Annotated in this window: 29 protein-coding genes; 22 read left to right on the forward strand and 7 right to left on the reverse strand. The window is 72.3% G+C overall.

All coding sequences use genetic code 11. From position 1 onward, the window contains the following. Positions 1 to 6 precede the first annotated feature (6 nt). Positions 7 to 888 (reverse strand): metal ABC transporter permease, encoded by an 882-nt coding sequence (locus AA0Y20_RS01805; RefSeq protein ID WP_412936963.1) that lies wholly within the window; start codon positions 886 to 888, stop codon positions 7 to 9. Then, positions 885 to 1,739, reverse strand: a complete 855-nt coding sequence (locus tag AA0Y20_RS01810; RefSeq protein ID WP_412936965.1) for a metal ABC transporter ATP-binding protein — start codon at positions 1,737 to 1,739, stop codon at positions 885 to 887. The genes AA0Y20_RS01805 and AA0Y20_RS01810 overlap by 4 nt, the downstream gene beginning before the upstream one ends. Positions 1,740 to 1,811: 72 nt before the next feature. On the opposite strand from AA0Y20_RS01810, the gene AA0Y20_RS01815 reads away from it, so the two are divergent. Beyond that, on the forward strand, positions 1,812 to 2,657 hold the full coding sequence (locus AA0Y20_RS01815) for a flagellin (protein ID WP_412936967.1): 846 nt from the start codon (positions 1,812 to 1,814) through the stop codon (positions 2,655 to 2,657). A gap of 97 nt (positions 2,658 to 2,754) precedes the next feature. Next, positions 2,755 to 3,831, forward strand: a complete 1,077-nt coding sequence (locus AA0Y20_RS01820) for a sugar-transfer associated ATP-grasp domain-containing protein (protein WP_412936969.1) — start codon at positions 2,755 to 2,757, stop codon at positions 3,829 to 3,831. A gap of 27 nt (positions 3,832 to 3,858) precedes the next feature. Here the strand turns inward: AA0Y20_RS01820 and AA0Y20_RS01825 are convergent, their stop codons facing one another. The 4 genes from AA0Y20_RS01825 to flgN are packed head-to-tail and all read right to left on the reverse strand — an operon-like array spanning position 3,859 to position 6,993. Next, positions 3,859 to 4,227 (reverse strand): flagellar assembly protein FliW, encoded by a 369-nt coding sequence (locus tag AA0Y20_RS01825; RefSeq protein WP_412936971.1) that lies wholly within the window; start codon positions 4,225 to 4,227, stop codon positions 3,859 to 3,861. Further along, entirely contained in the window at positions 4,224 to 5,105 is an 882-nt protein-coding gene (locus AA0Y20_RS01830) for a flagellin (RefSeq protein WP_412936973.1), read from the reverse strand. The genes AA0Y20_RS01825 and AA0Y20_RS01830 overlap by 4 nt, the downstream gene beginning before the upstream one ends. Before the next feature lie 13 nt (positions 5,106 to 5,118). Continuing rightward, on the reverse strand, positions 5,119 to 6,522 hold the full coding sequence (flgK, locus tag AA0Y20_RS01835; RefSeq protein ID WP_412936975.1) for a flagellar hook-associated protein FlgK: 1,404 nt from the start codon (positions 6,520 to 6,522) through the stop codon (positions 5,119 to 5,121). A 9-nt stretch (positions 6,523 to 6,531) separates the two neighbouring features. Next, complete coding sequence (gene flgN, locus AA0Y20_RS01840) at positions 6,532 to 6,993, reverse strand: flagellar export chaperone FlgN (protein WP_183045382.1); 462 nt, start codon at positions 6,991 to 6,993, stop codon at positions 6,532 to 6,534. 261 nt (positions 6,994 to 7,254) lie between these two features. Here flgN and AA0Y20_RS01845 point away from each other — a divergent pair, with 261 nt between their 5' ends. The 15 genes from AA0Y20_RS01845 to AA0Y20_RS01915 all read left to right on the forward strand — a co-directional run bounded on the left by AA0Y20_RS01845 (position 7,255) and on the right by AA0Y20_RS01915 (position 19,481). Then, positions 7,255 to 8,055 (forward strand): sigma-70 family RNA polymerase sigma factor, encoded by an 801-nt coding sequence (locus tag AA0Y20_RS01845; protein ID WP_412939682.1) that lies wholly within the window; start codon positions 7,255 to 7,257, stop codon positions 8,053 to 8,055. A 93-nt stretch (positions 8,056 to 8,148) separates the two neighbouring features. Further along, positions 8,149 to 9,528, forward strand: coding sequence for a flagellar filament capping protein FliD (fliD, locus tag AA0Y20_RS01850; RefSeq protein ID WP_412936976.1), 1,380 nt, complete (start codon positions 8,149 to 8,151; stop codon positions 9,526 to 9,528). Beyond that, positions 9,525 to 9,902: a flagellar export chaperone FliS gene (gene fliS, locus AA0Y20_RS01855; RefSeq protein ID WP_412936978.1), complete on the forward strand. Its 378-nt coding sequence runs from the start codon at positions 9,525 to 9,527 to the stop codon at positions 9,900 to 9,902. The genes fliD and fliS overlap by 4 nt, the downstream gene beginning before the upstream one ends. Beyond that, positions 9,899 to 10,159, forward strand: coding sequence for a hypothetical protein (locus AA0Y20_RS01860; RefSeq protein WP_412936980.1), 261 nt, complete (start codon positions 9,899 to 9,901; stop codon positions 10,157 to 10,159). Before fliS ends, AA0Y20_RS01860 begins: the two co-directional genes overlap by 4 nt. A 124-nt stretch (positions 10,160 to 10,283) precedes the next feature. Beyond that, positions 10,284 to 10,625: a flagellar basal body rod protein FlgB gene (locus AA0Y20_RS01865; protein ID WP_412936981.1), complete on the forward strand. Its 342-nt coding sequence runs from the start codon at positions 10,284 to 10,286 to the stop codon at positions 10,623 to 10,625. Beyond that, entirely contained in the window at positions 10,622 to 11,014 is a 393-nt protein-coding gene (locus tag AA0Y20_RS01870) for a flagellar basal body rod protein FlgC (RefSeq protein ID WP_023953675.1), read from the forward strand. Before AA0Y20_RS01865 ends, AA0Y20_RS01870 begins: the two co-directional genes overlap by 4 nt. Beyond that, the gene (fliE, locus tag AA0Y20_RS01875; protein ID WP_412936983.1) at positions 11,014 to 11,319 is read left to right on the forward strand and encodes a flagellar hook-basal body complex protein FliE; all 306 of its coding nucleotides are present in this window, start codon (positions 11,014 to 11,016) and stop codon (positions 11,317 to 11,319) included. The genes AA0Y20_RS01870 and fliE overlap by 1 nt, the downstream gene beginning before the upstream one ends. Then, positions 11,319 to 12,944 carry a flagellar basal-body MS-ring/collar protein FliF gene (gene fliF / locus AA0Y20_RS01880; RefSeq protein ID WP_412936985.1) on the forward strand — a complete coding sequence of 542 codons (1,626 nt, stop codon included), beginning with the start codon at positions 11,319 to 11,321 and terminating at the stop codon, positions 12,942 to 12,944. Before fliE ends, fliF begins: the two co-directional genes overlap by 1 nt. Continuing rightward, positions 12,941 to 13,942 carry a flagellar motor switch protein FliG gene (gene fliG, locus AA0Y20_RS01885; RefSeq protein ID WP_120264048.1) on the forward strand — a complete coding sequence of 334 codons (1,002 nt, stop codon included), beginning with the start codon at positions 12,941 to 12,943 and terminating at the stop codon, positions 13,940 to 13,942. Before fliF ends, fliG begins: the two co-directional genes overlap by 4 nt. Next, positions 13,932 to 14,549 (forward strand): FliH/SctL family protein, encoded by a 618-nt coding sequence (locus AA0Y20_RS01890; RefSeq protein WP_412936987.1) that lies wholly within the window; start codon positions 13,932 to 13,934, stop codon positions 14,547 to 14,549. The genes fliG and AA0Y20_RS01890 overlap by 11 nt, the downstream gene beginning before the upstream one ends. After that, complete coding sequence (locus tag AA0Y20_RS01895) at positions 14,546 to 15,865, forward strand: FliI/YscN family ATPase (RefSeq protein ID WP_412936989.1); 1,320 nt, start codon at positions 14,546 to 14,548, stop codon at positions 15,863 to 15,865. The genes AA0Y20_RS01890 and AA0Y20_RS01895 overlap by 4 nt, the downstream gene beginning before the upstream one ends. Continuing rightward, complete coding sequence (locus AA0Y20_RS01900; RefSeq protein ID WP_412936991.1) at positions 15,862 to 16,311, forward strand: hypothetical protein; 450 nt, start codon at positions 15,862 to 15,864, stop codon at positions 16,309 to 16,311. Before AA0Y20_RS01895 ends, AA0Y20_RS01900 begins: the two co-directional genes overlap by 4 nt. Further along, positions 16,308 to 17,783, forward strand: coding sequence for a flagellar hook-length control protein FliK (locus AA0Y20_RS01905; RefSeq protein WP_412936992.1), 1,476 nt, complete (start codon positions 16,308 to 16,310; stop codon positions 17,781 to 17,783). The genes AA0Y20_RS01900 and AA0Y20_RS01905 overlap by 4 nt, the downstream gene beginning before the upstream one ends. 13 nt (positions 17,784 to 17,796) lie before the next feature. Then, positions 17,797 to 18,243, forward strand: a complete 447-nt coding sequence (locus AA0Y20_RS01910; protein WP_412936994.1) for a flagellar hook assembly protein FlgD — start codon at positions 17,797 to 17,799, stop codon at positions 18,241 to 18,243. Between the two features lie 77 nt (positions 18,244 to 18,320). Continuing rightward, positions 18,321 to 19,481: a flagellar hook protein FlgE gene (locus AA0Y20_RS01915; RefSeq protein ID WP_412936996.1), complete on the forward strand. Its 1,161-nt coding sequence runs from the start codon at positions 18,321 to 18,323 to the stop codon at positions 19,479 to 19,481. A 102-nt stretch (positions 19,482 to 19,583) separates the two neighbouring features. On the opposite strand, the gene AA0Y20_RS01920 is transcribed toward AA0Y20_RS01915, so the two are convergent. Continuing rightward, complete coding sequence (locus AA0Y20_RS01920) at positions 19,584 to 20,213, reverse strand: hypothetical protein (RefSeq protein WP_412936998.1); 630 nt, start codon at positions 20,211 to 20,213, stop codon at positions 19,584 to 19,586. A 104-nt stretch (positions 20,214 to 20,317) separates the two neighbouring features. On the opposite strand from AA0Y20_RS01920, the gene AA0Y20_RS01925 reads away from it, so the two are divergent. From AA0Y20_RS01925 to fliN, 5 genes are all read left to right on the forward strand, one after another. Next, on the forward strand, positions 20,318 to 20,584 hold the full coding sequence (locus AA0Y20_RS01925) for a flagellar FlbD family protein (RefSeq protein WP_412936999.1): 267 nt from the start codon (positions 20,318 to 20,320) through the stop codon (positions 20,582 to 20,584). Next, positions 20,584 to 21,387, forward strand: coding sequence for a motility protein A (locus AA0Y20_RS01930; RefSeq protein ID WP_412937001.1), 804 nt, complete (start codon positions 20,584 to 20,586; stop codon positions 21,385 to 21,387). The genes AA0Y20_RS01925 and AA0Y20_RS01930 overlap by 1 nt, the downstream gene beginning before the upstream one ends. Then, complete coding sequence (locus AA0Y20_RS01935) at positions 21,384 to 22,193, forward strand: flagellar motor protein MotB (RefSeq protein ID WP_412937003.1); 810 nt, start codon at positions 21,384 to 21,386, stop codon at positions 22,191 to 22,193. The genes AA0Y20_RS01930 and AA0Y20_RS01935 overlap by 4 nt, the downstream gene beginning before the upstream one ends. Before the next feature lie 1,161 nt (positions 22,194 to 23,354). Further along, positions 23,355 to 24,284 carry a flagellar motor switch protein FliM gene (locus AA0Y20_RS01940; RefSeq protein ID WP_412937005.1) on the forward strand — a complete coding sequence of 310 codons (930 nt, stop codon included), beginning with the start codon at positions 23,355 to 23,357 and terminating at the stop codon, positions 24,282 to 24,284. Continuing rightward, on the forward strand, positions 24,281 to 24,931 hold the full coding sequence (fliN, locus tag AA0Y20_RS01945; RefSeq protein WP_412937006.1) for a flagellar motor switch protein FliN: 651 nt from the start codon (positions 24,281 to 24,283) through the stop codon (positions 24,929 to 24,931). The genes AA0Y20_RS01940 and fliN overlap by 4 nt, the downstream gene beginning before the upstream one ends. The last annotated feature ends 16 nt before the right edge of the window (positions 24,932 to 24,947 follow it).

A 24,947-nucleotide genomic window follows, 5' to 3' on the forward strand; every position in this document is an offset into this window, starting at 1 on the left:
GCGAGTCTACTCGGCGCGCCTCGGCGTCGGCTGGGTGCGGAGCACCCTGCCGCGGCGGGCGCCGACGATGCGGCACACCAGGTAGATCGTGAACGAGATGGTGGTGATGTAGGGGCTCACCGGCAGCGTCCCGGCAACCGCCAGCAGGATGCCGCCGACGGCCGACACCACGCCGAACAGCGCCGCGAGCAGGGGCACCGCGAGAGGTCCCGTCGCGACGCGCACGGCCGCGGCTGCGGGTGTGACGAGCAGCGCCATCACGAGCAGCGCGCCGATGATGTGCACGGCGACGGCGACGATGAGGCCGAGCAGCAGCATGAACCCGAGCGACACGCCCACGGTCGGCACGCCGCGGGCCGCAGCGGACTGCGGGTCGAGCGAGTCGAAGCGCAGGGGACGCCAGATCAGGAGCAGGGCGATGAGCACGAACGCGCCGATGCCGATGAGCCATCCGAGCTGACCCGACTGCACGGAGACGATCTGGCCGGTCAGCAGGCTGAACCGGTTGGCACTGCGGCCGTCGTAGAGCGAGAGGAAGAGGATGCCGAGGCCGAGGCCGAACGGCATGAGCACGCCGATGATCGAGTTGCGGTCGCGCGCCCGAGAACCGAGCCACCCGATGAGGGCGGCGGCGATCATCGACCCGACGATCGACCCCGTGACGACGTCCACGCCGATGAGCAGCGCGGCCGCCGCGCCCGCGAACGAGAGCTCGCTGATGCCGTGGACGGCGAAGGCCATGTCGCGCTGCAGCACGAACACACCGATGAGGCCGCCCACGAGCCCGAGGACCGCCCCCGCCCACACGGAGTTCTGCACGAGCGCGAGGATGTCGCCGTAGACGGGGAGCCCGCCGAACATCGCATCCCAGACGTCGGCCCAGTTCATGCGTGGTCTCCGTGGTCGTGATGATGATGCGAGGCGTCGGCGTCGGGCGCGCCGACGACGACCAGCCGATCGCCCGCACGCAGCACGAAGACCGGAGCGCCGTACAGGTCGGTGAGCACGGGCGAGGTCAGCACCTCCTTCGGGGTGCCGAGCGTGAAACGGCCGTTCGCGATGTAGAGGATGCGGTCGACCTTGCCGAGCACCGGGTTGATGTCGTGCGTCACGAGCAGCACGCCGGCACCCGAGCGCCGATGCTGATCGATGAGCCCGACGACGGCCTGCTGGTTCGCCAGGTCGAGGCTCGTCAGCGGCTCATCGCACAGCAGCAGCTGCGGATCGTCGGCGAGAGCCTGGCCGACACGCAGACGCTGCTGCTCGCCGCCCGAGAGCACGCCCACCGGGCGGTCGGCGAACGCCGTCGCGCCGACGCCGTCGAGCAGACGGTCGACGCGCTCGCGGTCGCTTCTGCGCGGAAGCGGAAGACCGAAACGGTGCCCGTCGACGCCGAGCGCGATGAGGTCGCGAGCGCGCAGCGCGGTGTCGCGCGGCAGCGGCCGGGCCTGCGGCAGGTATCCGATCGACCGATTGCCCTTGTGCCGGACGGGACGGCCGAGCGCCGTGATCGAGCCTTCGCTCAGCCGCTCGAGCCCGAGGATCGCCCGCAGCAGCGTCGTCTTGCCCGAACCACTCGGGCCGAGGACCGCGATGAGCTCACCCGGCTCGACGGTGAGGTCGAGCCCGCTCCACAGTTCGCGCCCGGAACGCCGCAGCGCGGCACCACGGATCTCGAGCAGGCTCACCGGGTCAGCGTACTCGCCTAACCGATGGGTCGCGGCGGCCGATAGAGGCATCCAGGAGTCCACGGACGGACTCCGGGAGCCCAGGACGGGCTCCCGCTCATCCCAATCACGGAGGAATGAACCATGGGAATGCAGATCGCCACCAACGTGGGCGCGCTCAACGCGTACCGCAACCTGTCCAGCACGCAGAACGATGTGTCGAAGTCGCTCGAGAAGCTCTCGAGCGGTCTGCGCATCAACCGCGCTGCGGACGACGCCGCCGGCCTCGCGATCTCGGAGGGCCTGAAGTCTCAGGTCAACGGGCTCAACGTGGCTTCGCGCAACGCTCAGGACGGCATCTCGGTCATCCAGACCGCGGAAGGCGCCCTGACGGAGGTCCACTCGATCCTCCAGCGCATGCGCGACCTGGCTGTCCAGGGCGGCAACGGCTCGAACAACGACAACTCGCGCGCCGCCATCTCGAAGGAGGCCGGTGAGCTCAGCCTCGAGCTGCGTCGCATCGCCGAGTCGACCAACTTCAACGGCATCGACCTGCTCAAGGGCGGCGACCTGACGTTCCAGGTCGGCGCCGGCGGCACCGAGAACGACGCGATCACGATCAACCTGGCGAACGTCGCGACCGCGGTCGGCACGCTCGCCTCCGCTGATGGCACCGCCGTCGGCGAAGGCTTCGTGATCACCGACAACGAGGCCGCGCGCGGCACCGTCGACGACATCGACGCAGCGATCAACGCCGTCTCGACCGCCCGGTCGAGCCTCGGTGCATCGCAGAACCGCTTCGAGTCGGCCATCAACAGCCTGAACGTGTCGGCGGAGAACCTGTCGGCGGCCAACAGCCGCATCCGCGACACCGACATGGCCGCCGAGATGGTCAAGTACACCGCGGCGAACATCCTGTCGCAGGCGGGCACCGCCATGCTCGCGCAGGCGAACCAGGCCAACCAGGGCGTGCTCCAGCTGCTCCGGTAAGCCTCGCGACGGTGGGTCCTGCGCCGCCCGACGCAGGACCCATCGCCGTCGCGGGCGCACCGCGGGAACGCGCCTGAGAGAACTGACGAGGAACCCGATGACATCCCCCCGAACCCTCACGCCCGGCCTCCCCTTCCTGTGGGAGCGGGCGCGACGCGTCAACCCGAGCAGCCTCGTCGCCCGCGCACGCCGGGCCGGGCAGCGGCACGGCCGGAGCACACTCGGCGTCGTCGTCGACATGCTCTGGCAGGCCGGGGTGCGCGGTGTCGGGTTCCAGGACTACATCGACTACGACTTCGCGATGCTCACCCGCGCCGAGCGCGCGACCTACATGACGAGTCCCGTCTCGCACCGCCTCGCGGTTCGGTTCGACGATCCGGCGTATCGCCACCTCTTCCACGACAAGATCGCGTTCAACGACACCTTCGCCCCGTACCTGCAGCGCGAGTGGCTGGTCGTGACCGACGGCAACGCCGACGACCTCCGCGCCTTCGCACTGCGGCACGGCACGATCGTCACGAAGGAGCCGATGGGACGGGCAGGCCTCGGCGTGCATCGTTACGTCGCCCGCGACGTCACCGATTGGACGCGGTTCCACCGCGGACTGCTGGAGCGGGGCGAGACGCTCGTCGAAGAGGTCATCCGCCAGCACGACGAGCTCGCGGCCCTCTGCGCGGGCACCGTCAACACCACGCGAGTGACGACGTACTTCGACGGCGAGCGGACGCATGTGCTCGCGATGGCCCAGAAGTTCGGCCGCGGCGCGGTGAGCGACCAGAACGCCTTCGGCGGCTTCTACGCGATGCTCGACGAGACCGGACGAGCGACGGGCGACGGCTACGACTCGAACGACCGCGTGTACCCGACACATCCCGACAGCGGCATCCGCATCGCCGACTTCCGTATGCCGATGTTCGACGACGTGCTCGACTTCGTCGATCGGCTCGCACGCGTCGTGCCGCAGGTGCGGTACGTCGGCTGGGACATCGCGGTCTCGCCGACCGGGCCGGTGCTCGTCGAGGGCAACTGGGCGGCGGGCGTCTACGAGAACAAGCCGAGCGCCACGGGCATCCGCACGGGCCACAAGCCGCGCTATCTCGCCGCGATCGACGCGGATGCCGCGGTCTCGGCGTCGTCTATCCCGCCGCAGGCCGCCGCGCGCACCGCGGCCTGAGCGGGACTCAGCTCAGCGGGATCCTGCTCAGCTCAGCAGCGCCCGGACGGGCAGATCCTGCCCCTCGAGGATGACCTGCGCCGCGACGCCCGTGCGCCGGTTGATCACGACGGGTGCCAGGAGATTGACGCCGATGCCCTCGTCCGTCATGCGCGCGACCACGAGCACGCGGGCGTCCGCCGGCTCGGCCAGCCCCAGGTCGGCGACATGGGCGTCGGAGAGCGTGGGCGCGTAGTCGTCGACGACGGCGCCCGGGTCGACGGCGAACAGACGAACCGCGGGATCGTCGGCGGCGGTCAGCGCGTACAGCCCGCCGCCCCCGTCGACCTCGTCGAGGGAGAACGCCGTATGCGGGGACAGCCCGGGCGGGGGCGTGACGAACGCGAGCGCGGTCATCGGAGGAAGTCCATCAGCGTCGGCTGCATCACCCGGGCGGTGACGGCGAGCGCGGACTGGTAGACGAGCTCCTGCGACTTCAGGGCCACGAGCACCTCGACCGAGTCGATGTCCTCGACCGCCGCGCGCTGCGCTTCGAGGGACACAGTCGCGTCGGCCGCCGCGTCTTTGGCTCGCATGATCTGATTCTGCCTCGCCCCCACCGTTCCCTGCACCCCCAGCATCGCGTTCATGCGATCGTCGATCTGGTCGATGCGGCCGCGGACGTCGGTCCCGCTTCGCAGGTCGGCGACGATCGAGCCGATCACAGCGAAGACGGAGTCCTCCCCCGAGCCGAACACCTCGGCGCCGCTCGCGTCGACCCGCACCGTCTCACCGTCGGCGACGCGCCGGCGCACTTCGCTGCCCGGCACTCCGGCGAACACGAAGTCGGGACCGAAGGCGCTGCCCTCGGTGGTGCCCGCGAAGACCGATCGCCCGAGCAGCGACGTGTTGGCCTGGGCGAACAGCTCGTCGGCGATGGTCTCGAGCTCGAGCGCGATCGCCTCGCGCGCGTTGGCGTCGAGCGCCCCCGAGTTCGCCCCGCGCAGCGTGAGGTCGCGTGCGCGCCCGAGCAGCGATGTCGACGCCGAGATGGCGTTGTCGACGGTCGTCACCCAGGTGAGGCCGTCGCTGATGTTCCGCGCGTACTGGGCGTTCCGATGCTGCGCCGCGTGGAGATCGAGCGTGGCGGATGCGGCGGCGGGGTCGTCCGACGGAGCAGCGAACGCCCGTTGCGACGTCGCCTGGTTCTGGAGGCGTGCGAGGTCATTCAGACCCGACTGCAGGTTGCGCAGAGCGGACTGCGCGAGCGTCTGAGATGTGACTCGGCTGATCATGGCGCTCCGGGTGTCAGCGGCCGACGAGGCCGGTGCGGTTGATGAGGATGTCGAGGGCTTCGTCGACGGCGGTCAGGACGCGCGCAGCCGCCTGGTAGGCGGTCTGATAGGTCAGCAGACTCATGGTCTCCTCGTCGTTGTCGACGCCCGCGACCGACTGCTGCGCGGCGACAGCGGCGACGGCCGTCGTCTCGGCGCGCGCCGCGCGCCCCGACTCGGCCGACGTGGCGACCGCGAGGCGCGACACGACGTCGCTCCACAGGGCGTCGGGGCCGTCGGAGCGCTTGCCGATTCCCGACATCGCGTCGGCGTTGCCGCCGTCGAGGGCGCCGGCGCCGGGAGCCGCGATCGCCAGTTCGTCTCGCCCAATCGGCACGACGCTGAGGCCGAGCGCGGCGGGCGTGCCTGCGGCGAGCGCGAAGAAGTCCCCGCCCGGAGCACCCGAGGCGGTGACCCCGAGGCGGTGCTGCTCGTTCACGGTCGTGGCGAGGGATGCCGCGAGGTCGTTGTACGACGCCGCAAGCCCCGCCAGCACACCTCCGGACTCCGCGGGGGCGAGCACCGACAGGGTGCCGGCCAGCTCGCCGCTCGAGACGCCGACGGGCGGAGCGCCGGGCTCGCGCCACGCGAGCACGACCGGCTCACCCGCGCCGATCGAGCGGGGTCCGGTGACCTCGAGCTCGCGGGCGCGGTCACCCGACACCAGGGCGTTCCCGTCGACCCGGAGGGTGAGGGTGCCGTCGGACTCGACCGTGCCGACGGCGCCGGAGAGCCGCGCGACGGTCTGCGCGAGCAGGTTGCGCCGGTCGATGAGCTCGTTCGCGGAACCGCCGGCGACGCCGACCTCGCGGATCCCGGCGTTGAGCTCAGCGATCTCGGCGGCCGCGGCGTTGATCTGATCGACCGTCAACTCGGCGGCGTCGCGCGCCGACGACCACTGCTCGGCGACCGAGCGGTATCCGTCGGCGATGCGCGCCACGAGGGTCTCGCCCCGCGTCACGACCGCGGCGGCCGCGGCGGTGGAGTCGGGAGCGTTCGAGAGGTCCTGCCACGCGGTCCACAGCTGCGAGAGCTGGTCGGCCAGCCCGTTCTTGCCGGGTTCCGCGAGCGAGGCCTCGGCGCGCACCGCGGCCTGCGCGCGTGCAGACCAGTACCCGGATGCGGCGAGCGTGTCGCGCACCCGCGCGTCGAGCACGGCGTCACCCAGACGAGCGATCCCGTCGACCGAGACGCCCTGACCCGCAACGGGTCCGAAGCGGGTCGCGCCCGCCAGGGGCGCGACCGCCGAGGTCTCGAGCCGCTGCCGCGTGTATCCGGGTGTCAGCTGATTGGCGACGTTCTGACCCGCGAGATCCATGCCGCGGCGCGCGGCGGCGAGCGCGCTCGCCGCCGTCCCCAACCCGCTGAATGTCGACATCCGTGTCCCTCACATCTCCCGGTCGACGATGCGCGCGGTGTCCTCGCGGACCCGGCCACCGCCCGTGGTGTACTCGCCCGTGCCGGACTCGAGTCCGGCGAGCGTCTCGTCGACCGCGCGGCTGGCAGCGCGCAGGTGCGTCTCGTTGGCCTCTTTGAGCTGCGAGACCTCGGCCATGCGCTCGGTGAGAGCGGCCCGGTGCTCGGCGAACACGTCCCGCCAGGTTCCGGTGGGCGCCGAGTCGAGCAGCTCCGCCAGTGTTGCGGCCTCGGGCACGCCCCACTCTCGCGCGACGGCGGCGACCTCCACGTCACGCCCGAGGCCCGACTCGCGCAGCTCCTCCAGGACGCGCTCGATCTCGCGCGATGCCAGATGGATCCAGCGGGTGTTCCCGGCCTCGAGCAGCAGGCGCTGCTCCTCCAGCTTGAAGATCAGCATCTCGAGCAGCTCGCGCTCTCGCCACAGCTGCATCGACAGTTCGTTAGCTCCCAAGGTGTCCCCCTTACCTGAGCAGCCCCCCATGGACCGCATCGAACGACTCGCTCTTCTGACGAACCGTTCTGAAGCGATCATCCTCGTCTATCGGCAGATGAGTCGATTCCGTTACATCTGCTCAGGATTCCGTATGAGATCTTTCTCATTTTGCTTATGATGGCCTCAGCCGGCGTGACGGCTTCCGCGAATTCGGGCCGCGGAAGCGGGTGCACGCCACGAAAGAGGCCCCCTTTGCACATCCTCGGTCACGCGGAACGCAATCGACTCATCGAAGAGAACCTGCCCCTCGTGGGCTACCTGGCGCGGGATCTGCACTCGCGGGCCACGCACGTGCCGCTGGAGGAGCTGGCGTCGGTCGGCGCTCTCGCCCTCGTGACGGCCGCCGACGCGTTCGATCCTGCCCTCGGGGTTCCCTTCGGCGCGTACGCGCGACGCCGTATCCTCGGCGCGTTCGCCGACGAGATGCGCTCGATGGACTGGGCATCCCGCGGCATCCGCAAGCGCATCAAAGAGACCACCGCCGTGCGCGACACCCTGACCGCCCGCCTCGGCCGCGTCGCCGGCGTCGACGAGATCGCGGCCACCATGGGCCTGCCCCGTGCCGCGGTCGTCGAGGCGCTCGACGACGCCGCGCGCACGGTCACGAGCATCGACGACGCGACAGCGCTCGAGGTGCCGAGCGCGATGGTCCTCCCCGACGAGGCGGCCGTTCTCCGCGAGCGGCGCGACATGCTCGAGCGTGCCGTGGCGGCCCTGCCCGAGCGCATGCGCGCCATCGTCCAGGCCGTCTACATCGACGAACGTCCGGTCAAGGAGATCGCTGCCGAGCTGGGCGTCTCGCACTCCGCGGTCTCGCAGCAGCGCGCCGAAGCGATCCGTCTGCTCCGCGACGCGCTCGAACGGTTCGCGGCCGAGGAGCAGGCCGAGCCGATCTCGCGCGTATCGGTCGAGACGCGTGAGGCGTACTTCGCACGCATCACCGCGATGCTGCCCCGCAGCGGCCGAGGCGCCGCACCCGCGGCATCCGTCGCGCTCTGACGCGAACCGCCGGCTAACGCTCCCGCCCGCGCGGCCGATAGAGCGAACGGACGGCGCGCACGCGGCCGCACGGACGAACGACAGGACGGGCAGATGGCGATCTCGATCGACGGCCTCGCCTCGAACCTCGACACCAAGGCGATCATCGACGCGCTCATGAACGTGGAGCGCCTGCCGCGCACGATCCTGAGCGCGAAGTCCGACGACCGCAAGGCCGTCATCGCCCAGCTGCAGGCACTGAACACGTCACTGCAATCGCTCGCGACGAAGGCGAAGGATGCCGCCGGCCCGACGGCGCTCCTGCAGCGGACGGCGACGAGCTCGGACGACAGCCTGACGGTGACGGCATCCGCGGGGGCGCCCGTCCTGCGGGCCGACGTCGTCGTCGATCGCGTCGCCACCGCGCACAGCGTCGTCACGGGACCGTTCGGGTCCGCCACGGACGACCCGCTCGTCTTCACCGTGCTCGGCACCGACGGCAAGCCGATCGAGATCCGACCGACGTCGGGCGCCGCGGCCGACATCGCGCACGCCTTGAGCGCCACCGGGACCGGCATCACCGCCTCCGCCGTGTCGGCGGGCGTCGGCGCCGACGGCCAAGCACTGTGGCGCCTGCAAATCACGGCCACCGAGACGGGCGCCGAGAACGCCTTCCAGGTGTTCCGCGGCGACGCGGCGGCGGTCGCCGCCGGCACCGCGAGCGATCTCGCCGCCGAGCCTGCGTCTGCGATCGTCACGGTGGGCACGGACGCGCAGGTGCGCCTGTGGGCGGGAACCGCCGCAGAGCAGACCGTGACCTCGGCGAGCAACACCTTCACGTCGCTGTTCGCCGGAGTCGACGTCTCGGTGACCCGCGCATCGACCACGCCGGTGTCGGTGACCGTGGCCGCTGACGCCGAGGGCAGCGCCGCCGCGGCGAAGGCCTTCGTCACCCAGATCGGCACGCTGCTCGCGGGGATCGCGCGCGGATCGACCGCGACCACCGCCACGGCACCCGGCGAGCAGACCAGACTGGGCGTCTTCACGGGCGACAGCACCGTGCGCGCCCTCCATCAGGCTCTGACCGGCGCCGTGCAGCTGCCGCTCGACGGGGTAGCCCCCTCGACCATGGGACTCAGCGTCGACCGATGGGGCGCACTGACCTTCGACGAAGAGGCGTTCACGAAAGCGCTCGCCGACGACCCGGCCGCGGTGCAGCAGGTCTTCGCCGGGGTCGCGGCGCGGGTGCAGGATGTCGCCGAGCGATACTCCGACAAGTACGACGGACTGGTCACGGCCCGCATCACCGGGCAGGAGTCCGAAGTGAAGATGCTCGGCGAGCAGCTGACGCGCTGGGACCTCCGCCTCGAGCAGCGGCGCGCGACCCTCGAGCGGACGTACGCCGCGATGGAGACGATGCTCTCTCGGCTGCAGACCCAGTCGTCGTACCTCGAGTCGCAGCTGTCGGCGATGTCGGGAACGGGGAACAAGTGAACGCCGCCCTGCGCGCTCAGCAGCGCTACCGCGAGGAGACGATCCTCTCGGCCAGCCCCTCGCGCCTGGTCACGCTCCTGTTCGACCGCCTGCTCCTCGACGTCGAACGCGGCGAGGCGGCACAGCGATCGGGAGACTGGCAGGCGGCCAACGAGCAGCTGCAGCACGCGCAGCGGATCCTCGTCGAGCTGACCGGATCGCTCGACGACAGCTGGAGCGGCTCGGCGTCCCTCCGCGCCGTCTACGACTACACCACCCGCACGCTCGTCGGGGCGAACATCGGGCGCGATCCCGAGCGCACCCGCGAATGCCGCGACCTCATCGCCCCGCTGCGCGAGGCGTGGCACGGCGCAGCCGAAGCGGCGCCCGCGTGATCTGGGCCGACCTGCTCGACGGGCTCGAGGCGGAGCTGACGGGCGATCCCGCCGGCGACCTCCCCTGGCATCCGCCGGCCGGGCTCGGCCCGCTCCCCGAGCACCTCGAAGACCGGGCGCGGACGATCCTGCGCGCACAGACGTCCCGGGCTCGGCAGCTGCGCACCGAGCTCGACACTCTTCGCGGGCACCTGGGCGCCCTCGACCGCATCCCGCAGTCGCTGCCCGAGGCCGTCTACCTCGACATCGACGGCTGACCCAGCCCTCGGCCACCGGGGGCGCGTCTAACGCCGTCGCCGTGACGGCCGATAGGGGATGCTGAGCACGGATCGCTCATCCACCGGCCAGGGATCGGCCACTCGTTCGACGGAAGACGCCTTCGTGCTCGAATCTGTGACCACCACCGCGCTCACGAGCGCCCTCTCGGGCCTCGCCGAGCGTCAGCGCGCCATCGCGGACAACATCGCGAACGTCAACACCTCCGGCTACCGGGCCAAGGTCGTCAGCTTCGAGAGCGCTCTGGCGCGCTCGGTCGAACGCGGCGACGGCGCCGTGACGGCGACGGTGCGCGAGTCGACCGCTGCGACACGCCTGAACGGCAACAACGTCAACCTCGACACCGAGACGCTCGCCAACATCGAGGCGGTGCTGCGGTATCAGTTCGCCGCGCAGGCCGTCGGCGGCACCTTCAGCTCGATGCAGACCGCGATGAGGACCTCATGACTTTCGACGCCATCGGCATCGCTGGGTCGGGCCTGACGGCCCACCGCACCTGGCTCGACGCCCTCAGCGACAACATCGCCAACATCAACACCGCCGTGGCCCCCGGCGACGACGCGTTCCGGCAGCGCTACATCGCGGTCGAGTCGGCCGGCGATCCCGGCGGCGTCCGCGTCGCCGGTGCCGTCTGGGGCGGCACCGAGGGCCGGCTCGTGCATGAGCCGAACAACCCGCTGGCCGACGCCGACGGCTACGTCCGCTACCCCGACATCGACCTCGGCGAGCAGATGAGCCACCTGATCCTCGCGCAGCGCGGGTACCAGGCCAACGCGGCCGTCGTCGACCGCGCGAAGACCACCTACGAGGCCGCGCTCCAGATCGGACGCCGCTGATGCCGCCGCTGTCGGGCATCGACGGCCTGGGCGCGGCCGCATCCGCTCTCGCCTCGAACACCCGCGCGCCCCAGCAGACCGACGGCGCCGACTTCGGCGCGAGCATCACCGGCGCGGTCGACGAGCTGCGCGCGATGCAGTCCACCTCGAACGAGCTGGCCGTCGCTGCCGTCACGGGCGATCTCGACGACATCCACTCCGCGATGATCGCGTCGTCGCGCGCCTCGGTGACCCTCGAGCTCATCGCCGCCGTGCGGAACAAGGGCATCGAGGCCTTCAACGACATCATGCGGATGCAGGCCTGATGCCCGCCGCCGTCACGTCGCTCTGGACGCGTCTGCGCGCGACCGTCGCCGGGTTCACCCTCGCTCAGCGCACGATCGCGATCATCGGCATCGCGGTGCTCGCGATGGGCGTGTTCGCCCTGGCGAGCTGGATGTCGCGTCCGACGCTCACTCCGCTGTTCTCCGGCCTCTCGGCCCCGGACGCCAGCGCGGTGGTCGAACAGCTGCGCTCGGGCTCGATCCCGTACGAGCTGACGGACGGCGGCTCGACCGTGCTCGTGCCCGAGACCGCGGTGTACGAGCAGCGTCTCGCGGCCGCCGCGGCCGGACTTCCCAGCGCGGAGTCGTCGGGATACTCCCTCTTCGACAAGATGGGCGTCACGAGCTCGGAGTTCCAGCAGTCGGTCACGTACAAGCGGGCGATCGAGGGCGAGCTCGCCCGCACGATCGGTGCTCTCGAGAACGTCACGACCGCCTCGGTGCAGCTCGCACTGCCCGAGGAGAGCGTCTTCGTCTCGCAGAAGGTCGAGCCGACGGCATCCGTCTTCATCGAGACCTCTCGCGGGGTCGCGCTGCCGCCCGAACAGGTCGAGGCGATCGTGCACCTGACCTCGGCGGCCGTGAGCGGGATGAAGCCCGAGAACGTCGCGGTCGTGGATGCCGCGGGCCGAACCCTCTCCGCGATCGGCGGCGACGCCACCCGCAACGCGGACCAGCAGGCGGGGGCGTACGAGACCCGCATGACGGCGAGCGTCCAACAGATGCTCGACACCGTGCTCGGCGCCGGCAACGCGACCGTGTCGGTCGCCGCCGAGATGCAGCAGGCGGCGACCGAGCGCGTCGACGAGACCTACACCCCGGTCGAGGGCGCGGTGCCGGCCACCGAGGAGTCGAGCACCGAGAGCTACACGGGCACCGGCGGTCAGACCGGGGTCCTGGGCACGGAGCTTCCCGCGGGCGTCGGCGGCGCCGGAACCTACGAGTCGACCCAGACGAACCGGTCGAACGTCGTGAACAAGACCGTCGAGAGCACCTCGACGCCGGCGGGCGCCGTTGCGCGGCAGACCGTCGCCGTCGCGGTCAACGCCGACGGCACCGACGTCGTCGACGTCGCGCAGCTCGAAGCCCTCGTGACGTCGGCCGCCGGCATCGATCGTGCCCGCGGCGACCAGGTGACCGTCGAGCTCGTCGCGTTCAGCGACCAGGGGGCAGCGGCCGCCCAGGCGGCACTCGACGCCGCGCGCGAGGCCGAGGAGGCCGAGCGCGCCGCCGAGACTCTCCGCACCGCGATCGTCGTCGTCGTCGTCGTGCTCGGGCTCATCGGAGCCACGATCGCGGGCATCGTGATCGTCCGCCGCCGACGTGCCGCTGCGGAGGACGAGTCGGTGTTGACGCTGACTCCGGTCGACGAGCCGCTCGACCGGTTCGACGCGCTCACCCGAGGCCTCGCGACGCCACTGCTCGACGAAGCGCCCACGGTCCCCCTGCCCGCGATGGCGATCGACCCGGAGCCCGAACCCGACCCCGAGCCCGTGCAGGTCGCGCTCGACCGGCGCCGCGCCGAGATCGGCGACTTCGCCCGCCGCGACCCCGCCCGCACCGCCGACCTGCTGCGCCGGCTCGTCCGGGACTCGACCGACGCATGAGCGAGCTCACCGGGACCCAGACCGCCGCGGTCGTCATCATGAACCTCGACCGGGCGCAGGCCGTCGAGGTGCTCAAGCACCTCTCCGACGACGAGGCCGAGGCGATCGCGGCGGAGATCATCCGACTGCGCGACCTCGACCTCGAGACCACGCGCGATGCGCTGACCGACTTCCAGCGGGTCGTCCGCGGTCACCTGCCGCCCGTCCGCGGCGGCCGCGACCTCGCGACGGGGCTGCTCGAGGCCTCGCTGGGCCCCGAGCGCGCCGCCGGCGTGCTGACGAAGGTCTCGTCGTCGATGACGAGCTCGTCGTTCGAGTTCCTCACCGCCGTCGAGCCGGCCCAGGTCGCCAGCATCCTCGACGGCGAGCTGCCCCAGACCGTCGCGCTCGTGATCGCGCACCTGCCGGTGGAGCGCGCGGCGGCCGTCCTCGCCGAGATCACGGACCCGGCGCGCACCGACGTCGCGCAGGCGATCGCGACGATGGGAACGGCGTCGCAGGATGCCGTCGCCGTCGTCGCCACCGCGCTGCGCGCGCGCTCGGGTGCACTGACCACGCGCGACGCCCGCGAGACCCTCGGCGGCGTGCAGCCCCTCGTCGACATCATCAACCGCTCCGACGCGACCGTCGAGAAGGCGCTGCTGGCGAGCATCGAGGCGCGCGACAGCGCCCTGGCCGAAGACATCCGCTCGCGGATGTTCACCTTCGCCGACATCGTCGTGCTCGACGACCGCGACGCCCAGCGCGTCCTGCGCGGCATCGACGTGCGCGTGCTCGCCCTCGCGCTGAAGGGCTCGTCCGGCCCCGTCGCGGACGTCATCCTGCGGAACATGACCGAGCGCAACCGCGAGGCCCTGCAGGAGGAGTCGCGTCTGCTCGGCACGGTGCGGGTCTCGCAGGTCGAGGAGGCTCGCGCCGCGATCGTCCGGACCATCCGCGAGCTCGAGGCCGCCGGCGACATCCGCGTGCAGCGCGTCGAGGAGGAGTATGTCGTCTGACGCCTTCACCCGCCTCGAGATCCCTCGCCTGTCGGGGCCGCCGCTCACGCAGGAACGCGATCGGGCCCGCGCCCGCGGCCACGCCGCCGGGTACGCCGAGGGGATGCGGCTGGCCGCCGTGCACGCTGAGCGCGAAGCGGCCGAGCGGGCCGCACGCGACCGGGCGGCGGCCGCAGCCGAACGCGCGCACGTCGCGACGGCCGCCGATGCGCTCGAGCGCGCCGCCGCACGGTTCGACGCCCGCGCAGCCGAGCTGACCGCGCCCACGGTCGCCGACCTCTTCGGGATGGCCATCGAGCTGGCGGAGGCGATCGTCGAGCGCGAGCTGTCCGATCCCGTGCGGGCCGCTCTCACGACCGCAGCCCGGATCGAGAACGCCCTGGCCGAGACCGAAGAAGCCGAGTCGCCCGTCGCACGGCTCTCGCCCGCCGATGCCGACGTCGTCTCCGCCGCGCTCGCGGAGACGGCGGCACGAGCGGTCGTGATCGAGGTCGACCCGGGGCTGGCGCCCGGCGACGCGACGATCCGTCTCGCCGACGGAGCGATCGATCTGCGGATCGCCGCCGCGTTCGCTCGGGCACGCCGTGCCCTCGAGGAGAGCGCGTGACCGGGGCCTGGCCGGCGATCGTCGAGGCGGCCCGGCCGCTGCGGACCGGCGCGGTCGCCCGGATCGTCGGGCTCGGTGTCGACATCCGCGGCGTGCACGGGGCGGTGGGCGATCTCGTCGAGCTCGGCGGGACGACCGGTCGCGGGCATGCCGGCATCCCCGCCGAAGTGGTCGCCGCTGACCGCGGCATCCTGCGCTGCATGCCGCTCGGGATCACCGACGGGCTGCGGGTCGGCGACCCGGCCCGCAGCCTCGCCGGCCCTGCCCGGGTGCCCGTCGGGGCCGCCGTGCTCGGACGCGTGCTCGACGGGCTCGGCCGCCCCATCGACGGTCGCGGCCCGCTCGTGGCACCGCGCGTCGACCTCGACCATGCGCCGCCCTCCGCGATGGGACGCGAACGCATCACCGAGCCGCTCGTCACGGGGGTCCGCGCGATCGACACGCTCACGCCCCTCGGCCGTGGGCAGCGCGTCGGGCTGTTCGCCGGATCCGGTGTCGGCAAGTCGTCGCTGCTGTCGATGATCGCGCGCGGATCTTCGGCCTCGGCCAACGTCATCGCCCTCGTCGGCGAGCGCGGACGAGAGGTGCGCGAGTTCCTCGAGGACGACCTCGGCGCCGAGGGCCTCGCACGCTCGGTCGTCGTCGTCTCGACATCGGATCAGCCCGCGATGGCTCGCCTGCGGGCGGCATCGACCGCGACCCGCATCGCCGAGTCGTTCCGCGACGAGGGGCAGCACGTCGTGCTCATGATGGACTCGCTCACCCGGGTCGCCATGGCGCAGCGCGAGATCGGACTGGCCGCCGGCGAACCCCCCGCGACCCGCGGCTACCCGCCCTCGACCTTCCCCGTGCTCGCGCGGCTGCTCGAACGCGCCGGCACCGATCGCCGCGGCTCGATCACGGGCATCTACACGGTGCTCGTCGAGGGTGACGATCACAACGAGCCGGTCGCCGACACGGTGCGGTCGATCCTCGACGGCCACCTCGTGCTCGACCGGACGCTCGCCGTGACCGGGCACCACCCCGCGATCGACGTCCTGGGCTCGGTGTCGCGGCTCGCCGGCAAGGTCGCGACCGGCGAACAGCGGCGCCTCGCGACGACGCTGCGGTCGGTGCTCGCCGCCCGTCAGGAGGCGCACGACCTCATCGGCGTCGGCGCCTACCAGGCGGGTGCGAACCCGCGGGTCGACGCGGCGGTGGCCTCCGCGCGCGCCATCGACGCCTTCCTCCGCCAGGATCTCGATGATCGCGCCCCCGCGGCCGAGTCCTGGCGCCGGCTCGGCGAGCTCGTCGCATCGTTCGGAGACGTCTCGTGAAGCGCGGCTTCCCCCTGGCCGGGCTGCTGCGCATCCGCGGCATCCAGCAGCGTGCCGCCGCAGCGCACCTCTCGCGCGCCGCGATGGAGGAGCAGCGCACCGAGGCGCGCGACCGGCAGCTGCGTGCCGCGCTGACGACGTCGGCCGACACCCCCGGCGACATCCGGACGCTCGCGGCACTCGCGGCCAGCCGGGTGGCCGCCCGCAGCCTGCTGACCGACCTCGACACGCTCCGACGGGCGCAGCGCGCGGAGGCCGACGCGGCCCGCGCGCGCCTCGACGACGCACGCCGGGCCGAGCGAGGCATCGAGCGGCTGGCGGAAGCGTTCCACGAGCGGGAGCGGGCACGACGGGATGCCGCCGAGCAGGCCGTGCTCGACGAGATCGCGCTGCGGTCGGCGGCCGATGGTTCCGGCGCGCCGGGTGGGCATGGGGAGGCGCCGTGAACCTGTGGGGAATCGTGCCCGGAGCGGCGACCGCGATCGCACGTCCGCGCGGCAGCGGCGGTTCGCCCGAGGGGGTCGACGGCACGGATGGCGCGATGGCCGCGGGGGCGTTCGCCCTCGTGCTCGCGGGACAGTCCGAGGTCGCCGTGCCGGTGGCCGACGCGGAGGCTTCTGCGGTCGGGGCCGGGGGTGCGGTCGGGTCTGGAGTCTGGGCCGAGGCCGCGGCGAAGAACGGTAAACTCGGCGCGGTCGGCACGGGCGTCGAGACGGACGCGCTGAACTCCGCTGTCGGGGCTGCGCCGGCCTTCGCCACCGCGAGCGAAGCGGCGGGAGGCGACTCCGGCCCGAGCCGGATCCTGTCAGCCGGGGTCGCGCAGCGTGGCATCGGCCGCACGGCGGCGTCCGAGTCGACGGCGCCGACGTCGGCGTCGTCCGAACCGATGTCAACGGCGTCGACGTCGGCAACGGCAACGGCAACGGCAACGGCAACGGCAACGGCAACGGCAACGGCAGAGTCGGGGTCGGGGTCGGGGTCGATTTCAGTCGAGGCGGCCGTGGCAGCGCGGGCGAGTGCGGGAGACGCCGACACGGGGACGGCCGCGCTCGCTCACGCGCCGGGGTCGGGTTCGGGGAGCGGGTCGGCGTCCACGTCCACCGCCGCGCCGGGGCCGGTCGTCGCGCCCCGCACGGGGGTCTCGTCGGCTCCTGACGCGACGGCCGGGCAGCTCCGCGTCACGCTCCCCACCGATGGCGAGGTGCCCGAGACCGCTGCGGGCGCGACGGCGGCATCCTCTGCAGCCCCGTCCTCAGTCGCGGCGCAGCCGGCATCCGGCCCGTCCGCGCTCGTGCAGGTTCCGATCCCGCCTCCTGCTCCGCCGGCACCGACCGCGACGGTGGTCGCGACCGCACCGCCCGCGTCGCCCGAGCCGCCCGCGCCTCCCGCGCAGGCGGCCGCGCCGCCCCTGGCGCCTCAGCTGCGAGCGCCCGTCCTGTCGCTCGTCGCCGCCGAGCCTGGTCGTCACACCATGGTGCTGCGCGTCTCGCCTGAGAGCCTCGGACCGATCACCGTCACGGCGCACATCTCCGGCTCGGCCGTCACCGTCGAGCTCGCCACCGGGACGGCGGCGGCGCACGACGCGCTCCGCGCGGTCCTCGGCGACCTGCGCCGCGAGCTCGCCGCGCTCGCGCCCTTCTCTTCCGTCAGCCTCGCTGCGGGCGACGATCCATCGCGCACATCACCCTCGCCCACGGCCGCCGGGCAGCACGCGGCAGCGGGCGCTCCGGGCGGGTCGGGCAGGCACGCATCCGGAGGCGGCCCGTCCCGGGAGACGCCGCAGCAGGCCACCGAGAGCCCGAGCGGACGCGGGCGCGCCGGTCCCCCGTCCGATCTCGACGGCCCCGGCCCCCCCGGCTCTGCCGAGCCCCGCCGTCCGGTCTCCCTCGGGGCCGGCCGCATCGACCTCTACGCCTGAATCGGAGAATCCCATGAGCAGCATTCCGCCCGTCGGCGTCGTCGGCGCCACACCCACGACATCCGCTCCCGCCGCCGCGCCGAAGCAGACGCTCGACTCGGAGGTCTTCCTGCAGCTGCTCGTCGCGCAGATGAAGAACCAGGACCCGAGCTCGCCGCTCGACACCAACGAGATGATGGCGCAGACGACGCAGCTCGCCATGATGGAGCAGCTCGTCGCACTCACCACGACCTCGTCGGAGCACTTCGCCCTCACCATGCGTCAGACCGCGGCCGCGCTCGTCGGGCAGCAGGCCTCGTACGTCGATGCCGACGGCACGACTCACAGCGGTCGCGTGAGCCAGGTGTCGTTCGAGAAGGGCGTCCCCCTCGTCACGATCGGCGGCACCGCCGTGCCCCTCGACGTCGTGTCGGGGATCTCCGTGTCGGATGCCGCGACGCCCGCGGCATCCGCATCCTGAGCCCCGGCCACTCCGGCGATCCCCACGACCACGTCAGCCCCCACCACCACGTCAGCCCCCACACCGAAGGACATCCCATGCTCCGCTCGCTCTACGCCGGCATCTCCGGCCTCCGCTCGCACCAGACCATGCTCGACGTGACGGGCAACAACATCGCCAACGTCAACACCGTCGGGTTCAAGGCGGGCTCGGTGCAGTTCCAGGACACGCTCTCGCAGATCGTGCAGAACTCCCGCGCCGCCCAAGCCGGAGCCGGCGGCACGAACGCGGCCCAGGTCGGCCTCGGCACCCAGGTCGCCGCCGTGCGCACGAACTTCACGCAGGGATCGCAGCAGGCCACCGGCGTGCCGACCGACCTCATGATCGCGGGCGACGGGTTCTTCGTCGTGCGCAACGGGGCAGAAACGCTCTACACGCGCAACGGGTCGTTCGGCTTCGACTCCGCCGGGCGCCTGACCACCAAGGACGGCGCGCTGGTCCAGGGCTGGACCGCCGTCGACGGCGTCGTGCCGACCGGTGGGCCCGTGGGCAACATCGCGCTCCCCGTGGGCGCGACCTCGCCCGGGCGACGCACCGACAACGCGAGCGTGACCGGCAACCTGCCGTCCGGCGCCGCCGTCGGCGAGAAGCTCGTCCGCGACGTGACCGTCTACGACGCGCAGGGCGAGTCGCGGCAGCTCGCGCTGACCTTCACCCGCACCGCGGGAGGCTGGGACGTCACCGACGGCACCGCGACGACCCCGCTCGCGTTCGCCGACGGGCGCCTGACCACGACCCCCGCGACGATCACCTCCGGTGGCGTCACCGTCGACCTCTCGGCCGTCACCGGCTACGCCGACCTCAGCACCGTCAAGCTCGGCGGACAGGATGGCCGCGCACCCGGCAGCCTCGTGTCGTACACCCTGTCGGCCGACGGCAGTCTCGTCGGTGCGTTCAGCAACGGGGCGACGTCGGTGCTCGCGCAGATCGCGCTCGCGTCGTTCGACAACCCCGAGGGGCTCGAGAAGGCCGGATCGTCGCAGTACCGCGCCGGCGCCAACTCGGGCGCGGCAGCCGTCGGCACCGCGGGCACCGACGACCGCGGCGGGCTCGTCAGCGGCGCGCTCGAGATGTCCAACGTCGACCTCTCGCAGGAGTTCACGAACCTCATCGTCGCGCAGCGCGGATTCCAGGCCAACGCGCGCATCATCACCACGAGCGACGAGGTGCTGCAGGAGCTGACGAACCTCAAGCGCTGATCACCGCAGAGCACAACTCCTCAGAATCGCTGCCGTTTCGCCGGGCTGACCTGCGCGCGGCGCCGAGCGCGCCGGTTTCTGAGGAGTTGTGCGCGCCGCCGGTCAGGGCCACAGCGGGCTCGCTCGCGCGGACGCCGCCCGGAGCGCAGCCGCGTCGAATCCGGTGACCGTCTCTGCGATGCCGCGGGCGGTCCACTCGACCCCGACCTCGAATGTCGGGTCGGGGGGCGTCGGCCAGACCCAGAACTCGCGCGCCCAGCTGTCGGCGTAACCCTGCGGCCGACCGAGCCCCTCGAGCACCGGGCCCTCGACCTGCGCGTCGGTCACGTCTCCCCGCGCCCACGGCGAATCGTCCTGCGTCGTGATGGTGCGACCGTCGGCGAAGCGGAGGCCCCAGCGCAGGCCCGTCGGATCGAACCGGTCATCGAGCTGGCCCCGGCCGTGCGCGCGGTCGAGGTAGCCCCAGATCCGTTGCCGTGCGAGCCGGCCGGTCTCGGCCACACGCACCGACAGCCGCAGCGCGATGCCCTCGCGGTACACCCGTGCGAGTTCGAGCGACACGACCGTGTCGAGCGAGCGGCCCACCTCGCGGTCGAGCGCCACGATCACCGGGGCCACATGCCAGGGCGGCCCCATCCACGCCGGCATGTCGAGGGGCGGGTGGTCGTCGTCGGGGATCTCCCGCGGCTCGACGGGGCGGAAGAACGGGGACTGGGGCGACGACGCTGACACGGGCGCAACGCTAACCGACCGCCGCATCCTGCCGACAGTCCCCTCGGAGCCGTCGCACCCGCGGCAGCTCGTTCCCCCGCGCGCCGACCGACGAGAAGGGCGACATGATCGTTCTCACACGACTGAACCGTCATCGGTTCGCCGTGAACCCCGACCTCGTCGAACGCATTCAGGCGAGCCCCGACACGACGCTCACGCTCGTCGACGGGGCGACGTTCGTCGTCGCGGAGACGATGGATGCCGTCATCCAGAGCATCGTCGAGTTCCGGGCCCGCGTGCTCGCCACGGCGCTCGGCCATGCCTCGGCATCCGGGTCGGCACCCGGGTCGGCCTCCGCAGCCGCCGCCACCGCACCCGGGGGCGAGCGCTGATGGATCCGTCACTGCTCATCGGCATCCTGCTCGCCTTCGGCGGCCTGTGGGCGATGATCCAGCTCGAGGGGGCCAGCCTCAACGCGCTGCTGCTGCCCGCTCCCATGGTGCTGGTCTTCGGCGCGACGATCGCGATCGGTATCGCGGGAGGCACACTGCGGGATGCCGCGGGTGCGGTGCGCGCGCTGCCGAGGGCGTTCGTGGGCATCAAGGGATCGACCGAAGCACTCATCGACACCGTCGTCGGATACGCCGAGAAGGCGCGCGCCGAGGGCCTGCTGGCCCTCGAGAGCGCCGTGGCCGACGAGAAGGATCCGCTGCTGCGGCACGCCCTGCAGAGCATCGCCGACGGAACGGATGCCGAAGACCTGCGCGTCGTCCTGGAGGACCGGGTCGCCACCGTCGCGGCGGAGCGCCGCACCGCCTCGCGGTTCTATTCCGCGCTGGGCGGCTACGCCCCGACGGTCGGCATCGTCGGGACGGTCGTCTCGCTCACCCACGTGCTCGAGTACCTCGACAAGCCCGATCAGCTCGGTCCCCTCATCGCGGCCGCGTTCGTCGCGACGCTGTGGGGCCTGCTGTCGGCGAACTTCATCTGGCTGCCGATCGGCACGCGGCTGCAGCGCCTCGCCGAGATCGAGGTCGACCGCATGACGCTCGTCACCGAGGGGATGCTCGCCGTCCAGGCGGGCAACCCGCCGATGCTCGTCGCCGAGCGCCTGCGCGCGCTCGCCCCCGAGACCAAGCCCGGACGGGGTCGCACGAAGACGGCGGCCGACGAGCCCGCGGACGCCGGAGTATGAGCGCGCCGCGTCGCCGCCGCGTCATGGAGTCCTCGCACGAGGGCCCCGACGAGCGCTGGATGGCGTCGTACCTCGACATGATCACCGTGATGATGTGCATGTTCATCGTCATGTTCGCGATGTCGAACGTCGATCAGGAGAAGTTCGAGCAGCTGCGCGCGTCGCTCGCGACCGGGTTCGGTTCGGAGATCTCCGAGACCCGCGATGTCTCGGAGGGCGTCGTCGTGCCTCCCGAGCTCGTCGAGGAGGAGGGCGAGGGGTTCGTCGAGACGCCGACCGCTCCCACTCCGGCCGAGCAGGAGTACAGCTCGCTCGATGACCTGCGCTCACGCCTCGAGGGCGCCCTCGCGGAACAGGGGCTGGGCGACGCAGCGACCTTCACGATCGACGACCGGGGCCTCACGATCGGTCTCGTGAGCGCCGAGACGTTCTTCGACACGAACAGCACCGACCTGAGCGATCGGGCCCGGGCTGTGCTCGACGCCGCGGGAGCCGTGCTCGCCGCGGACACCCACCTCATCTCGGTCGAGGGCCACGCCGATGCCCGTCCCGCCGTCGCGCCGTTCGCCGACAACTGGGAGCTCTCGACTGCGCGGGCCAACGGCGTGCTCGGCTATCTCGTCGACGCACGCGGTGTGACGCGCGAGCGCATCAGCTCGGTGGGTTTCGGCGCATCACGGCCCCTCGCCGAGGGGTCGAGCGCCGAGGCCCTCGCGCAGAACCGTCGCGTCGACATCGTCGTGCTCTCGGATGCCGATGCCCAGGTGCGCGGCGAGCTCCCCGCTCTCGCCGCCGCCGCCGGCTGAGCCCCGCGCCCCGCGCTCGGGCTCCGTGCCCCGCGCTCCTGCTCGAGCTCGGGTTTGAGCTCGTGCTCACCTGGCAGCTCGCGCCGCATCCCTCGCCCTGAATGGGCGCGACCTGCCAACCCAACCCAGGGCCCGCGCCACGCCCAACACATCACCTGGCAGCTCGCGCCCCATCCCTACCCCTGATGTGGCGTAACCTGCCAATCCAACCCCGGGCCTGCGCCACGCCAACACTCGCCCGGCACCTCGCGCCGCATCCACAGGCTTGATTAGGCACAACCCGCCAGCCCAAGCCCGGGTCTGCGCCCGACACTCACATGGCAGGTCGCGCCGCATCCCCCGGTCTGAGGGGGCGCGACCTGCCATCCAACCCCGGGCCTACGCCACGCCAACACTCGCCTGGCACCTCGCGCCCCTTCCCCGCGCCCAAAGGGACACAAACCGCCAACCCAACCCGGGCCCCGCGCCAGGCCCACGCCACACCCAGCACTCACGCCGCAACTCGCGCCGCATCCTCAGGCTCGATGGGGCACAACCTGCCAACCTGACCCGTGACCACGCCGCGCTCAGCACTCACCTGGCAACTCGCGCCGCATCCCCGCGGCCAAAGGGGCACAAACCGCCAACCCGACCCGGGCCCCGCGCCAGCCACGCGCCACGCCCAGCACTCACCCCGCAACTCCCGCCCCATCCCCAGGGCCAAAAAGGGCACAACCCGCCAAGCCAACCCAACCCGGGCCCCGCGCCAGGCACGCGCCACGCCCAGCGTTCACCTGGCAACTCGCGCCGCATCCTCAGGCTCGATGGGGCACAACCTGCCAACCCGATCCGCGACTATGCCGCGCCCAGCACTCAGCTGGCAGCTCGCGCCCCATCCCCGCGCCCAAAGGGGCACAAACTGCCAACCCAACCTGAGCCCACACCCACACCCACGCCTCTCCTGGCAGAACTAGCCCCATCCCCAGCCCTGACGGGGCACAACCCGCAAACCCAAGCCCAAGCCCCCGCCATGCTCAGCACTCACATGGCAGGTCGCGCCGCATCCCTCGTCCTCATCGGGCACAAGCTGCCAACCCAACCCAACCCAACCCGACCCGAGCCCAACCCCAACCCCGCAGCCCGGGGCTAACGAGACGCGCGACGCGACCGATAGTCCGTGGCGTGCAGACCGTGCCGATCGCCCCGAGCGCGCGAACCGAGGATGCCGCGACCGCGGCCCCGGAACGCTACGACTTCGGCCGACCCGCGGCGCTGTCCCGTGAGCACACGCGCGCTCTCGCCGGGGCCTTCGACGCCTTCGCGCGGCAGTGGGCGATGCTCCTCGCGGCGAAGGCCCGCGTGCGCGCGCACATCGCGCTCGAACGGGTGAGCCTCGAGACCTACGACGAGTACGTCGCGACGGTCCCGCCGACGACGACGCTCGTGCTGTGCTCGGACGCGACCTCGGACGATCGTGCGGTCATCGAGTTCCCGCTGCCCTCGGCGCTGTCGTGGATCGTGAAGATGCTCGGCGGCGACGGCTCGCAGCGCCCCGAGGCGCGCGCGCTGACGGCGATCGAACAGGCGCTCATCCGGTCGCTCATGGACGAGACCCTCGGACACCTCCGCACGTCCCTCGGCTCGCTGCTTCCCCGCGAGCTGAGCGTCGGCGCCGTCCAGTACAACGCCGCGTTCGCGCAGGTCGTCGGCGGCCAGGACCTCGTGGTCGTCGCCCGGTTCTCGATGCGCCTCGCCGACCGTACGGAGACGGCGACGATCGCCCTCCCCGCCGCGACGCTGCTCGAGCGCCTCACCGACAGCGCGTCGGCGCCACGCGCGACGAACGACCCGGGAGTCGTCCGCCGCCACGTCGAGCAGACGCCCGTCGAGGTGACGCTGCGTCTCGCGCCGCGCGCGGTGCGACCCGCCGAGGTCCTCGACCTCGCCGTCGGCGACGTCATCTCGCTCGCCCACGCGGCCGACCGCCCCCTCGATCTCACCGTCGACGCGCACGTCGTCGCTTCCGCCGCCGTGGGCTCGCACGGCGCGCGGCTCGCGTGCGTCGTGACGGCATCCGATCTCTCCCCCGCGCTGTCCGAGGAGTCGCCATGACCAGCACCACCACCCACGAGGCCGCGGCCGCGGCGGCATTCGCCGACCGGCTCCCGACCGCGTCGCGCATCACCGCCCGCCCCGGGACGAGCGGGGGCGAGACCGGCGATGCCGTCGTCGTCTCGTCCGTCGGCGACACGAGCGCGGCCCTCGCGGTCGTGGTGCTCGACGAGTCCGCCCTCGTCGGCGCTGACGCCGACCTGCCGCTCACGGAACGCCTCCGCGACGCCCTCGACGCCGCCGCGACGGCGTTCGGGCCGAGCGTGCTGGGCGAAGCGAGCATCGGCGACGCCTCGTCGCTGTTCGCCCACCCCGCCGCGCAGGTGTTCGACCTCGTCGACGAGGATGCCCGCGTGATCGGGCGCCTCGCCGTCCGCGTCTCCCATCCCGCCGCGGCCTCGCCGCGCCGCCTGCAGCGCATCGCCGGGGTGGAGATGGAGCTCACGGTCGAGGTCGGGCGCACCCGCATGACCGTGCGGGACGTGCTCGATCTCGAGCCCGGCCGCATCATCGAGCTCGACCGCTCGGCCGGCGCTCCCGCCGACGTGAAGCTCAACGGACGGCTCATCGCCCACGGCGAGATCGTCGTCGTGGACCAGGACTACGCGGTGCGCATCACGCGCATCATCGAGAACGCGGAGGCCTGACATCGACGATCTGCTG

This window comes from Microbacterium pratiae, from assembly GCF_047302165.1.
GTDB lineage: Bacteria > Actinomycetota > Actinomycetes > Actinomycetales > Microbacteriaceae > Microbacterium.